At 59.8% G+C, this 12,273-nt stretch carries 11 protein-coding genes; 4 read left to right on the plus strand and 7 right to left on the minus strand.

What is annotated here, in order from left to right; genetic code table 11:
• Positions 1-51: 51 nt before the first annotated feature.
• The gene (gene bssR, locus KK102_RS05620) at positions 52-435 is read right to left on the minus strand and encodes a biofilm formation regulator BssR (RefSeq protein ID WP_216357143.1); all 384 of its coding nucleotides are present in this window, start codon (positions 433-435) and stop codon (positions 52-54) included.
• 216 nt (positions 436-651) lie between these two features.
• Between bssR and rimO the strand changes: the two genes are divergently transcribed.
• Positions 652-1,977, plus strand: a complete 1,326-nt coding sequence (gene rimO / locus KK102_RS05625; RefSeq protein WP_216357144.1) for a 30S ribosomal protein S12 methylthiotransferase RimO — start codon at positions 652-654, stop codon at positions 1,975-1,977.
• A 119-nt stretch (positions 1,978-2,096) separates the two neighbouring features.
• Here rimO and gsiD read toward each other — a convergent pair whose 3' ends face one another.
• From gsiD to iaaA, 5 genes are read right to left on the minus strand one after another with little or no spacing between them, the layout of a single operon-like run.
• Positions 2,097-3,008 (minus strand): glutathione ABC transporter permease GsiD, encoded by a 912-nt coding sequence (gene gsiD / locus KK102_RS05630; protein WP_216357145.1) that lies wholly within the window; start codon positions 3,006-3,008, stop codon positions 2,097-2,099.
• A gap of 1 nt (position 3,009) precedes the next feature.
• Entirely contained in the window at positions 3,010-3,930 is a 921-nt protein-coding gene (gene gsiC, locus KK102_RS05635) for a glutathione ABC transporter permease GsiC (protein WP_089598983.1), read from the minus strand.
• 5 nt (positions 3,931-3,935) lie between these two features.
• Positions 3,936-5,474: a glutathione ABC transporter substrate-binding protein GsiB gene (gene gsiB, locus KK102_RS05640; RefSeq protein ID WP_216357146.1), complete on the minus strand. Its 1,539-nt coding sequence runs from the start codon at positions 5,472-5,474 to the stop codon at positions 3,936-3,938.
• A 23-nt stretch (positions 5,475-5,497) separates the two neighbouring features.
• The gene (gene gsiA / locus KK102_RS05645; protein WP_216357147.1) at positions 5,498-7,369 is read right to left on the minus strand and encodes a glutathione ABC transporter ATP-binding protein GsiA; all 1,872 of its coding nucleotides are present in this window, start codon (positions 7,367-7,369) and stop codon (positions 5,498-5,500) included.
• Positions 7,370-7,380: 11 nt separating this feature from the next.
• The gene (gene iaaA, locus KK102_RS05650) at positions 7,381-8,319 is read right to left on the minus strand and encodes a beta-aspartyl-peptidase (protein WP_126543516.1); all 939 of its coding nucleotides are present in this window, start codon (positions 8,317-8,319) and stop codon (positions 7,381-7,383) included.
• Between the two features lie 189 nt (positions 8,320-8,508).
• Between iaaA and moeA the strand changes: the two genes are divergently transcribed.
• Both moeA and moeB read left to right on the plus strand, forming a co-directional pair.
• Complete coding sequence (gene moeA, locus KK102_RS05655; protein ID WP_216357148.1) at positions 8,509-9,741, plus strand: molybdopterin molybdotransferase MoeA; 1,233 nt, start codon at positions 8,509-8,511, stop codon at positions 9,739-9,741.
• Position 9,742: 1 nt separating this feature from the next.
• Positions 9,743-10,495: a molybdopterin-synthase adenylyltransferase MoeB gene (gene moeB / locus KK102_RS05660; protein WP_216357149.1), complete on the plus strand. Its 753-nt coding sequence runs from the start codon at positions 9,743-9,745 to the stop codon at positions 10,493-10,495.
• An 85-nt stretch (positions 10,496-10,580) separates the two neighbouring features.
• Here the strand turns inward: moeB and fsa are convergent, their stop codons facing one another.
• On the minus strand, positions 10,581-11,243 hold the full coding sequence (gene fsa / locus KK102_RS05665) for a fructose-6-phosphate aldolase (RefSeq protein WP_010428983.1): 663 nt from the start codon (positions 11,241-11,243) through the stop codon (positions 10,581-10,583).
• Between the two features lie 128 nt (positions 11,244-11,371).
• Here fsa and KK102_RS05670 point away from each other — a divergent pair, with 128 nt between their 5' ends.
• Positions 11,372-12,271, plus strand: coding sequence for a glycyl-radical enzyme activating protein (locus tag KK102_RS05670; RefSeq protein WP_216357150.1), 900 nt, complete (start codon positions 11,372-11,374; stop codon positions 12,269-12,271).
• Positions 12,272-12,273 lie beyond the last annotated feature (2 nt).

Genomic DNA, 12,273 nt, shown 5'->3' on the forward strand with positions numbered 1-12,273 from the left:
TTACCACTTTTACAAAAGCTTAATCAGAAGGGGGAGTCGCCTCCCCCGGGCTCAGTGCTGGGCAAGCTTCGCGTGCTCGTTCAGACACATGATGCAAAGAGAGAGCGTTGTCAGGCAGTTTTCAAGCTTCTCCGCGTTAACAGCGATAAAATTCGGGCAGTCGTGGCGTCCGTTCATTAAACATACCCCTGCAATGGAGAGCACCTCAGCGGCGCGGCGCAGCGCCATTAGCTCGCTTTCCTCGTATTCCGCTTTCAGGGTCGGTGCTTTTTCACGCATGAAATTGCACAGTTCAAACAGGTTATCACGCAGATGTTCGCTTTCGCTGACTGACATATAGCCTTTTGCCTTCCTGAGCTGCAGATAGGCGGCCAGGTCGATTCGGGCGTTGATCAGCTTGTTAAGCAGATCGCGTTTCAGTCTGTCAACGGTCATGCTCTTTCCTCCTCTGTCAGCCATGGTGCACAGTCAGGATAAGTTCATTTTTTGTACAGTTTAATGCCTGAGATCAATTTTTATTAACTGATTAACATTATTTACAATGTTACAACCTCTGACCGACGCATCCGCCGCGCAAAGAGTGTATAAATCCCCCGCGATACGCTGTAAAATCCCGCCCTGATAACTCCATAATTGATGAATTTTTAACCTATGAGCAATGTTACGCACCAGCCGAAAATCGGCTTCGTCTCCCTGGGCTGCCCGAAAAACCTGGTGGATTCCGAACGCATCCTGACCGAACTTCGTACCGAAGGCTATGACGTGGTGCCAAGCTACGACAATGCCGATATGGTGATCGTCAACACCTGCGGCTTTATCGACAGTGCGGTTCAGGAGTCTCTGGAAGCCATCGGTGAAGCCCTGACCGAAAACGGCAAAGTCATTGTCACCGGCTGCCTGGGCGCGAAAGTGGATCAGATCCGCGAAGTGCACCCGAAGGTGCTGGAGATCACCGGTCCGCACAGCTACGAGCAGGTGCTGGAACATGTTCATCACTACGTGCCAAAACCCAAGCACAACCCGTTCCTGAGCCTGGTGCCGGAACAGGGCGTGAAGCTGACGCCGCGCCACTACGCGTACCTGAAAATTTCCGAGGGCTGCAACCATCGCTGCACCTTCTGCATCATCCCGTCCATGCGTGGCGATCTGGTGAGCCGTCCAATCGGTGAAGTGCTGGCGGAAGCCAAACGTCTGGCCGACGCGGGCGTGAAGGAGCTGCTGGTCATCTCCCAGGACACCTCGGCCTACGGCGTGGACGTGAAACACCGCTCCGGTTTCCACAACGGCGAGCCGGTGAAAACCAGCATGGTCGGCTTGTGCGAGCAGCTTGCGAAGCTCGGTATCTGGACACGTCTGCACTACGTCTATCCGTACCCGCACGTTGACGATGTGATCCCGCTGATGGCGGAAGGCAAAATTCTGCCGTACCTGGATATCCCGCTGCAGCACGCCAGTCCGCGTATTCTGAAGCTGATGAAGCGTCCTGGCTCCGTTGACCGCCAGCTGGCGCGCATCAAGCAGTGGCGTGAAATCTGTCCGGATCTGACCCTGCGTTCCACCTTCATCGTCGGCTTCCCGGGTGAAACCGAAGAAGATTTCCAGATGCTGCTCGACTTCCTGAAAGAAGCCCGTCTGGACCGCGTTGGCTGCTTCAAGTACAGCCCGGTAGAGGGCGCAACCGCCAACGAGCTGGCGGACCAGGTGCCGGAAGAGGTGAAAGAGGAGCGCTGGAACCGCTTTATGCAGCTGCAGCAGCAGATCTCTGCTGAACGTCTGAAGGAAAAAGTGGGCCGCGAGATCATGGTTATCATCGACGAAGTGGATGAAGAAGGCGCGATTGGCCGCAGCATGGCGGACGCCCCTGAAATCGACGGTGCGGTGTACCTGAACGGCGAAACCAGCGTTAAGCCGGGTGATATTATTCGCGTGAAGGTTGAAAACGCGGATGAGTATGACCTGTGGGGTAGCCGGGTTTAAACATTAACCCCTCACCCCGGCCCTCTCCCCAAAGGGGCGAGGGGGAACAGACCGCACCGAGCAGTCCCCTCTCCCCTCAGAGGAGAGGGTTAGGGTGAGGGGTAAGATCCTGCAAAAACCTACCCCTTAATTCGCGGATCCAGCGCGTCGCGCAGCCCGTCCCCCAGCAGGTTAAACGCCAGCACGGTCAGGAAAATCGCCAGGCTCGGGAAGATCGCCACGTGCGGCGCAATCACCATATCTGCTCTCGCCTCGTTCAGCATCGCGCCCCACTCCGGCGTGGGAGGCTGCGCCCCTAACCCCAGAAACGACAGGCTGGCCGCCGAGATAATCGACACGCCGATACGCATGGTGAAATAGACCACGATGGACGACACCGTACCCGGCAGGATATGGCTGAACAGGATCGTGGCGTCGCTGGCCCCCATACTGCGGGCGGATTCGATAAAGGTCTGTTGTTTCAGCACCAGCGTGTTGCCGCGCACCAGGCGGGCGAAGGCCGGTATCGAAAAGACCGCGACCGCAATGATGACGTTCGCCATGCCGCTGCCCATGATCGCCACCACGGCAATCGCCAGCAGAATGCCGGGGAAGGCAAACAGCACGTCGCAGATGCGCATGATGATGCGGTCCCACCAGCCTTCATAATATCCCGCCACCAGCCCCAGCACCGTGCCGATTGCCGCACCGATTAATACCGCAAAGACCCCGGCAGCCAGCGAGATCTGCGCCCCCACCAGCACGCGGCTGAAGATATCCCGCCCGAGCGAATCCACGCCGAACCAGTGCATCATCGACGGCCCGTCGTTCAGACGGTCATAGTCAAAATAGTTTTCCGCATCAAACGGCGCGATCCACGGCGCAACGATCGCCACCACAATCAGCAGCAAAACAAACAGCCCTGCCGTCATCGCGACAGGCTGACGGCGAAAACGCCGCCAGAATTCAGACCACGGAGTGCGGATGTGCTCCGGCTTTAGCCCCGGCATAGCGTTTAATACGGCCTGACGACGCCAGTTCAACAATCGCATCTTACTTGTACCTGATGGCCGGGTTAATGGCGGCGTAAAGCACGTCCACCACTAAGTTGATAAGAATAAACTCCAGCGAGAACAGCAGGACTTCCGCCTGAATCACCGGATAATCGCGCATGTCGACTGAATCGACCAGCAGACGCCCCAGCCCCGGCCAGTTGAAGACTTTCTCCACCACAATGGAGCCGCCCAGCAGGAAGCCAAACTGCAGCCCCATCATCGTGACTACCGGGATCATCGCGTTGCGAAAACCGTGCTTGAGGATGACCCACTTCTCGCTGACCCCTTTCGCCCGCGCGGTGCGGATGTAGTCTTCGCTCAGCACGTCGACAAACGAGGCGCGGGTAAAGCGCGCCATCACAGCCGCCACGGCTGCGCCAAGGGTCATCGAGGGGAGAATGTAGTGCTTCCAGGTATCCGCGCCCACGGTCGGCAACCAGCCCAGCTCCACGGAGAAGATCTGCATCAGCAGCATCCCGAGGGCGAATGCAGGGAAGGAGATGCCGGTCACCGCCAGCGCCATACCCAGTTTATCCGGCCAGCGGTTGCGCCAGACGGCGGCGACAATTCCCGCACCGAGACCAAACACCACCGCCCAGCCCATGCTCGCAAGGGTTAACCAAAAGGTCGGCATAAAGCGGCTGGCAATCTCTTCCGACACCGGGCGACGCGACACCATCGAGGTGCCAAAATCGCCCTGCAGCACGTTGCCTATATAGTGCAGGAACTGCATATACAACGGCCTGTCGAGACCCAGCTGCTTGCGCACCAGTTCAATAACGGTCGCATCCGCCTCGGGTCCGGCAATCAGCCGCGCCGGATCCCCCGGCAGCATATGGACAAACAGAAACACCAGCACCGCCACAATCAGCAGAGTCGGGATAAGCCCCAGCAGGCGTTTACAAACATAATTCAGCATGAGTGTTATTTTAAATCCGCATCGTCAAAGCTAAAGCCCGTATCCGGCATGATATAGAACCCGGTCAGCGCTTTGTTATGGGCGGAGACCAGCTTTTCCACCACCAGCGGCACCCACGGCGACTCTTTCCAGATGATATCCTGCGCGTCTTTATACAGCCGCGCTTTCTCCTCCGGTTTGGTGGTTTTCAGGGCATCGGCCAGGTCTTTGTCCACCTGCGGGTTGCTGTAGAACGCGGTGTTGAACAGGGTTGGCGGCCAGTTCTGTGAGGCAAACAGCGGCGACAGCGCCCAGTCGGCTTCACCGGTGGAAGCCGACCAGCCGGTGTAGAACATCCGCACGCCGCTCTCTTTCTGCCCTTTGCCCTCCACCTCTGCCGCACGCTGCCCGGCATCCATCGCGGTCACCTGCGCCTTGATGCCGACCTGCGCCAGCTGCTGCTGGGTGAACTGCAGCACCTTTTGAGCGGTACTGTGGTTATGCGAGGACCACAGCGTGGTGCTGAAGCCGTTCGGGAAGCCCGCCTCTTTCAGCAGCTCGCGCGCTTTGGCCGGATCGTAAGGCCACGGCTGGTAGCTTTGCGCATAGGCGATAGCCGGCGGCAGCACGCCGGTCGCCGGAGTGGCATAGCCCGCGAAAGCCACTTTCACCAGCGCCTGGCGGTTAATGGCATAGTTGATGGCTTCACGCACCTTCGGGTTATCGAACGGCTTTTGCGTGACGTTCATGCTGATGTAGCGCTGCATGATCGACGGGCTGGCAACCAGCTCCAGCTTGCTGTTTTTAGCCAGCAGCGCCGCCTGCTCGTACGGGATCGGGAAGGCAAACTGCGCTTCACCGGTTTGCAGCATCGCCGCGCGGGTGTTGTTATCCACCACCGGGCGCCAGGTAATGGTGTCGAGCTTCGGCAAGCCCTGCTGCCAGTATCCGGCGAATTTCTTCACCTTCACAAAATCGGTTTGATTCCAGGTAAGCAGTTCGTACGGGCCGGTGCCTACCGGGTGGAAGCCGATCTCCTTGCCGTATTTCTTCAGCGCCGCTGGCGAAATCATTGCCGTTGCCGGATGCGCAAGAATATTAATAAACGCGGAGAACGGCTCTTTCAGGGTGATCTTCACGGTTTCCGGGTCGACCGCCTCGGTGCTGGCGATATTTTTATACAGGTTGTAGCGCTTAAGGCTATTTTCCGGGTTGCTGGCGCGGTCGAGGTTGACCTTCACCGCTTCAGCATTGAAATCCGTGCCGTCCTGGAACTTCACGCCGGAACGCAGCTTGATGGTATACACCAGCCCGTCGTCCGAAACGGTATAGCTCTCCGCCAGCACGTTTTTGAGCTTCATCTCTTTATCCAGGCCAAACAGCCCCTGGTAGAACGATTTCGCCACCGCCTGCGACAGCGTGTCGTTAGCATCATACGGATCGAGCGTCGTAAAATTAGAGCCGACCGCCACGACCACGTCTTTGGCAGCGAACGCGGGGGCGGCGGCCAGCGCCGCCGTCACGCTCGCGGCTAACAGCCATGTCCGAGCAACAAATTTAACCATTGTGTTCTCCTGCCTGGTGTACGTTATAACCGCGAGAATGCATTGTCCTGACGCGGTGGTGCGACAAAATGACCGGGGCCGACTTCCCGAAGCGTAACGCGCTCCAGGGTTTCGCCCCGTTTACGAATATTGCTCGGCATTTCATCCTGCAGCAGCACGCGCTGTGCGTGGTGATGCGCAGGATCGGCAACCGGCACAGCAGCCATCAGCTTGCGGGTGTAGGGATGCTGCGGGTTTTCAAATACCGCCCGCCGCGGGCCAATCTCAACGATTTGCCCCATGTACATTACCGCAACACGGTGGCTGATACGCTCCACCACCGCCATATCATGCGAGATAAACAGGAAGGCAATGCCCATATCCCGCTGTAAATCGAGCAATAAATTGATGATTTGCGCGCGGATAGAGACATCCAGTGCCGAAACGGACTCATCCGCAATCACCACTTTTGGATTCAGCGCCAGCGCCCGCGCAATGCAAATGCGCTGCCGCTGCCCGCCGGAAAACTCGTGGGGATAACGCCAGGCATGTTCAGGCTTCAGCCCGACGCGCTCCAGCAGCCAGGCCACGCGACGCTGCGCCGCCTCACCGTCGAGCAGGTTATGCACCCGCAGCGGCTCCATGATCGAATACCCCACCGTATGACGCGGATCGAGAGAAGCATACGGATCCTGGAAAATAAACTGGATATCCCGGCGCACGGCCTGCAGCTGGCTGTCTGGCAGGGTGTCGATACGTTCGCCGTTAAAGGTAATGGTCCCGGCCTGGGTCTCCACCAGCCGGAGCAGCGCGCGTCCGGTCGTGGATTTACCGCAGCCCGACTCCCCCACCAGCGCCAGCGTTTCACCCGGCCAGAGATCAAAACTGACGTTTTCCACCGCATGGACTTCGCGCTTCACGCGATTGAACACCCCGCTGCGCAGCGGAAAGCGCGTGACCAGATCGCGAACTTCCAGAATGGGCCTGCCCGGCACCACCGTATCCTGCTCGGTTTCGGCCGTCTGCACGCCCGCCTCGCCCTGAGCCATCAACGGAAAACGGCGCGGTAAATCGCTGCCGTTCATCGCCCCAAGACGCGGCACCGCCGCCAGCAGCGCTTTGGTGTAAGGATGAACAGGCGCATGAAAAATCTGCTCAACCGTGCCCGTCTCCACGGCGTGCCCCCGGTGCATCACCAGCACCCGGTCGGCGATATCCGCCACCACGCCCATGTCGTGGGTGATAAAAATCACCCCCATCTCCATTTCCTGCTGCAGCACTTTGATCAGCTGCAGGATCTGCGCCTGAATCGTCACGTCCAGCGCCGTTGTCGGCTCGTCGGCGATCAGCACCGCCGGACGGCACGAGAGCGCCATCGCAATCATGACGCGCTGGCGCATTCCCCCGGAAAGCTGATGCGGGTAGCGCCCCAGAATGGCCTGGGCTTCAGGAATGCGCACCCTTTCCAGCATCCGCTTCGCTTCGAGGAGCGCTTCATCGCCGCTTAACCCCTGATGCAGGCGGATGGACTCGGCAATCTGCTCGCCCACCGGAAAAACCGGGTTCAGCGAGGTCATCGGCTCCTGGAAAATCATGGCGATATCCGCCCCGCGCACGCCCTGCATCTGCGAGCCACTCAGTTCATTTAAATCAATGACCTGACGGTTACGGCGGCGCAGGAGCATTTTCTCGCTGCCGATCTGCCCGCCCGTTTGCTCCAGCAGGCGCATCAATGCCAGTGCGGTCACCGACTTACCGGAACCAGACTCACCGACAATGGCCAGCGTTTCGCCACGATGCAGCGAAAACGATAAATTCTGTACTGCGGGGATGAACTGCCGCTCCTCCTGAAACGCAATATTCAGCTGATGGACAGCCAATACCTGGCGGTTGTCCAGCTCTTCACTGTGCGGCACGTTTTGCCCCCTTATTCACGATAGATCCCCGTACTGGGCTCATCACCGGCATAGCCCCAGGCGCGGTACATCCCTTCGCTGTTAAACGGCAGGGCCACGTTGCCCTCACGATCCACCGCAATCAACCCGCCGACGCCGCCAAGCGCGGGAAGTTTTTCCATTACCACTCGCTCGCAGGCCTCGCTCAGGCTTAATCCGCCGTAATCCATCAGCGCGGTGATGTCATAGGCCGCGAGCGCGCGGATAAACACCTCCCCGGTTCCGGTACAGGACACCGCGGCCGTCGCGTTGTTGGCGTAGCAGCCTGCGCCGGGCAGCGGGCTGTCGCCGACGCGTCCCGGCAGCTTGTTGGTCATCCCGCCCGTTGACGTTGCCGCCGCGAGGTTCCCGGCTTTATCGAGCGCCACCGCGCCGACCGTGCCCATTTTGGTGGTTTCATCCAGCGGCGCGGCGTGGTCAAGCTGCGTCTTGCCTGCCGTACGGGCTTCCAGCAGCTGCTGATAGCGCTCCTCCGTGGAAAACAGATCCGGCGATACCGGCTCCATCCCGTGTTCAAAGGCAAACGTCTCCGCCCCTTCGCCCGCCAGCAGCACGTGCGGGCTCGCTTCCATCACCAGACGCGCGGCCAGCACCGGGTTGCGCAGACGGCTGACGCCCGCCACGGCCCCCGCTTTCAGGGTGACGCCGTCCATCACGCAGGCATCCAGCTCGTGCGTTTCATCCCGGGTAAAGACCGAGCCGATCCCCGCGTTAAACAACGGGCACTCTTCCAGCAGGCGCACCGCCTCGGTGACCACGTTCAGCGCGCTCTCGCCCGCTTCCAGCATCCGCTGACCTGTTTCCACAATGGCGTACAGCGCGTCAATGTAGCGCTTTTCCTGCTCGGGACTGAGCTGTGCACGGGTGATTGCCCCGGCGCCGCCATGAATTGCGATTACCGCATTAACCATTTCGCATCACCCGTTAGCCTGATTTGCGGCTTTTTCTATAAATATCATTATCGTCGACGAAACTTCAGATGATTTTTGAATATAGAAAGACGCAACTGTGATGTAAAGCGTACACCCATCGGGTCATACAGTTAGCCGCACTTTTCTGCCATAATGGGCGCTTTCGTTGTTACTCCGCAGGAGCCCACCATGGATTTTACCGCCGGACTGATGCCGCTTGAGACGGCACTCACGCAGATGCTTGACCGAGTTTCCCCGCTGCATGACGTTGAGACGCTGCCCCTCGTGCGCTGTTTTGGCCGTATTGCCGCGCGCGATATCGTCTCTCCGCTTAACGTGCCGGGGTTTGATAACTCCGCGATGGACGGTTACGCGGTGCGCCTGGCGGATCTCCAGACGGGTAACGCCCTGCCGGTGGCGGGTAAAGCCTTTGCGGGTCAGCCGTTTAGCGGTGAATGGCCTGCGGGTACCTGCGTGCGCATTATGACCGGCGCACCGGTTCCGGCAGGCTGCGACGCCGTGGTGATGCAGGAAGAGACCGAACGGACCGACGACGGCGTGCGTTTTACCGCGAGCGTCAAAGCGGGCCAGAACATCCGTCGCACGGGCGAGGACATTACCCTCGGCGCGACGGTCTTTGCCGCCGGACAGAAGCTGACGGTGGCGGAGCTGCCGGTCCTGGCCTCGCTCGGTATCGCGGACATCGACGTTATCCGTAAAGTGCGCGTTGCCGTTTTCTCCACCGGCGACGAGCTACAGCTTCCGGGCCAGCCGCTGCAGGACGGCCAGATTTACGACACCAACCGCCTGGCGGTACACCTGATGCTGGAGCAGCTGGGCTGCGAAGTGATTAACCTCGGCATCATTCCTGACGTTCCGGAAAAACTGCGCGCCGCGTTTATCGAGGCGGATAACGCAGCCGACGTGGTCATCAGCTCCGGCGGCGTCTCCGTGGGCGAAGCGGATTACACCAAAACCCTTCTTGAAGAGCTGGGCGAAATCGCCTTCTGGAAGCTGGCGATCAAGCCGGGCAAACCGTTCGCGTTTGGCAAGCTTTCACGCAGCTGGTTCTGCGGCCTGCCTGGTAACCCGGTCTCGGCGGCACTCACCTTCTACCAGCTGGCGATCCCGCTGCTGGCGAAGCTTTCCGGCAACAGGGCCAGCCCGCTGCCGGAACGCCTGCGCGTGCGTGCCGCCACGCGCCTGAAAAAATCACCGGGCCGTCTCGATTTCCAGCGCGGCATTTTGGCGCGCAACGCGGACGGCGAGCTCGAAGTGAGTACCACCGGGCACCAGGGCTCACACATTTTCAGCTCCTTCAGCCAGGGCAACTGCTTCATCGTGCTGGAGCGCGAACGCGGCAACGTGGAAGCCGGCGAATGGGTTGAGGTCGAGCGCTTTAACCACCTGTTCGGAGGCTGACATGACGGTGGAGCTGAGCGACCAGGAGATGATGCGCTACAACCGCCAGATTATCCTGCGCGGGTTTGACTTCGAGGGCCAGGAAGCGCTTAAGGCGGCCAGCGTGCTGGTCGTCGGGCTGGGCGGGCTGGGCTGCGCCGCCGCGCAGTATCTTGCGGCGGCGGGCGTGGGCAGGATGACGCTGCTGGATTTCGATACCGTATCGGTCTCCAACCTGCAGCGCCAGACGCTGCACAGCGACGCGACGGTGGGCCAGCCGAAAGTGGAATCCGCCGGGGCTGCGCTGGCGCGCATCAACCCCCACGTTCAGTTCACCCTCATTGACGCAATGCTGGATGACGACGCGCTCTCCGCGCAGATTGCGCAGCATGACCTGGTGCTGGACTGCACCGATAACGTCGCCGTCCGCAACCAGCTCAACGCGGGCTGTTTTGCCCACAAAACCCCGCTGGTCTCCGGCGCGGCAATCCGCATGGAGGGGCAAATCAGCGTCTTCACGTACGCCGAGGGTGAACCCTGCTACCGCTGCCTGAGCCGACTGTTTGGCGAGAATGCGCTGACCTGCGTTGAGGCGGGCGTGATGGCGCCGCTCGTCGGCGTGATTGGCTCACTGCAGGCAATGGAAGCGATCAAAGTCCTGGCGAACTACGGCACGCCCGCAGCGGGGAAAATCGTGATGTATGACGCGATGACCTGCCAGTTCCGCGAGATGAAGCTGATGCGTAGCCTGGGGTGTGAGGTGTGTAGTCACTAAAAAGTCGGGTGGCGGCTTCGCCTTACCCGACCTACAACGGCTCGAACGTAGGCCGGGTAAGCGTCAGCGCCACCCGGCAACAGTATCAGATCGACGTCCTTCCAAACGCCCCCTGCCAGTCCTGCTCGAACTTCACGATCGCCGCATCCACGGCCGGAGAGGTAATAAACTGCTGCGCCACGTCCAGCGGCAGCGTGATGGACTCGCACCCTGCCAGCAGGCAGTCCAGCGCCTGACGCGGGGTTTTAAAGCTCGCGGCCAGCACCTTTGACTGCGGGGCGTGCAGCGTCAGCAGCTGCTGTAATTCAACCACGGTCTGGATCCCGTCCCCGCCCTGCGCGTCCACGCGGTTAACGTAAGGCGCCACATACTCAGCACCTGCCAGCGCGGAGAGCATCCCCTGCGCGGCACCGTATACCGCCGTACCCAACGTCGGGATCCCTTCAGCCTTCAGCATCTTAATCGCCGCCAGCCCCTCTGCGGTCACCGGCACTTTCACCACCAGATCGTTAATGATGGCGCGCAGCTTGCGCGCGTCCTCCACCATCCCTTCGGCGGTGGTCGCCATCACCTGGGCGAACAGGCGGCCTTTACCGCCCAGCGCGTCGTGCAGCTCTGGCAATAATACGTCCAGCGGCGTTTTACCTGCCGCCACAATGCTTGGGTTGGTGGTCACGCCCGCCAGCGGGAAGATACGCGCCAGCTTTTTAACTGCCGCAACGTCAGATGTGTCGAGATAAAGTTCCATGATGTCACCCTCAAAATTAGCCTGCACTTACCCTATCACGACAAAACCTGCTCAGTAGTTGACCTGTATCAAGATAGCTTTCATTCGAAAGTCATTTAATCTTCATATGCAAGATAAGAGGCGAAATCATGATCTTCAATATTCAGCGTTACTCTACCCACGATGGCCCCGGCATTCGAACCGTGGTGTTCCTGAAAGGCTGCTCGCTGGGCTGTCGCTGGTGCCAGAACCCGGAAAGCCGCTCCCGCAGCCGGGACGTGCTGTTTGATGCGCGCCTGTGTCTGGACGGCTGCGACCTGTGCCAGCAGGCGGCACCGGGCTGTATCGAACGCGCGCTGAATGGTCTGGTCATCCACCGCGAAAAGCTGAATGAAGAGACGCTTAATGCCCTTACCGACTGCTGCCCGACGCAGTCGCTGACCGTCTGCGGTGAAGAGCAGCAGGTCGAGGAGATCATGGCGACCGTACTGCGCGACAAACCCTTCTACGATCGCAGCGGCGGCGGGATCACCCTCTCCGGCGGCGAGCCGTTTATGAACCCTGAACTGGCGCAGGCCCTGTTTAAAGCCAGCCACGAACACGGGATCCACACCGCCGTCGAAACCTGCCTTCACGTGCCGTGGCACTATATCGAGCCGTCATTACCGTACGTCGATCTGTTCCTCGCCGACCTGAAGCACGTCGACGGCGACGTTTTCAAGCTGTGGACGGACGGTTCGGCTAAGCGCATCCTGGACAACCTGAAGCGCCTTGCCGCCGCCGGGAAAAAGATCACCATCCGCGTGCCGCTGATCCAGGGCTTCAACGCCGATGAAGCCTCCATCACCGCCATTACCAACTTCGCCGCCGACGAACTCGGCGTCGACGATATTCATTTTCTGCCGTATCACACGCTGGGCATGAACAAATACACCCTGCTCGGCCAACCCTACTCTGCCCCTGACAAACCGCTGGATAACCCTGCCCTGCTGGACTTCGCGCAGCAGTACGCCTGCCAGAAAGGGTTAACCGCGACCTTACGAGGATAAAC

Source organism: Enterobacter quasimori (assembly GCF_018597345.1).
GTDB classification, from domain to species: domain Bacteria; phylum Pseudomonadota; class Gammaproteobacteria; order Enterobacterales; family Enterobacteriaceae; genus Enterobacter; species Enterobacter mori.

Bases quoted from the DNA above. Each gene is read 5' to 3' on its own strand.
- bssR (WP_216357143.1), bottom strand. From the start codon at position 435: ATGACCGTTGACAGACTGAAACGCGATCTGCTTAACAAGCTGATCAAC.
- rimO (WP_216357144.1), top strand. From the start codon at position 652: ATGAGCAATGTTACGCACCAGCCGAAAATCGGCTTCGTCTCCCTGGGC.
- gsiD (WP_216357145.1), bottom strand. From the start codon at position 3,008: ATGCGATTGTTGAACTGGCGTCGTCAGGCCGTATTAAACGCTATGCCG.
- gsiC (WP_089598983.1), bottom strand. From the start codon at position 3,930: ATGCTGAATTATGTTTGTAAACGCCTGCTGGGGCTTATCCCGACTCTG.
- gsiB (WP_216357146.1), bottom strand. From the start codon at position 5,474: ATGGTTAAATTTGTTGCTCGGACATGGCTGTTAGCCGCGAGCGTGACG.
- iaaA (WP_126543516.1), bottom strand. From the start codon at position 8,319: ATGGTTAATGCGGTAATCGCAATTCATGGCGGCGCCGGGGCAATCACC.
- moeA (WP_216357148.1), top strand. From the start codon at position 8,509: ATGGATTTTACCGCCGGACTGATGCCGCTTGAGACGGCACTCACGCAG.
- moeB (WP_216357149.1), top strand. From the start codon at position 9,743: ATGACGGTGGAGCTGAGCGACCAGGAGATGATGCGCTACAACCGCCAG.
- fsa (WP_010428983.1), bottom strand. From the start codon at position 11,243: ATGGAACTTTATCTCGACACATCTGACGTTGCGGCAGTTAAAAAGCTG.
- KK102_RS05670 (WP_216357150.1), top strand. From the start codon at position 11,372: ATGATCTTCAATATTCAGCGTTACTCTACCCACGATGGCCCCGGCATT.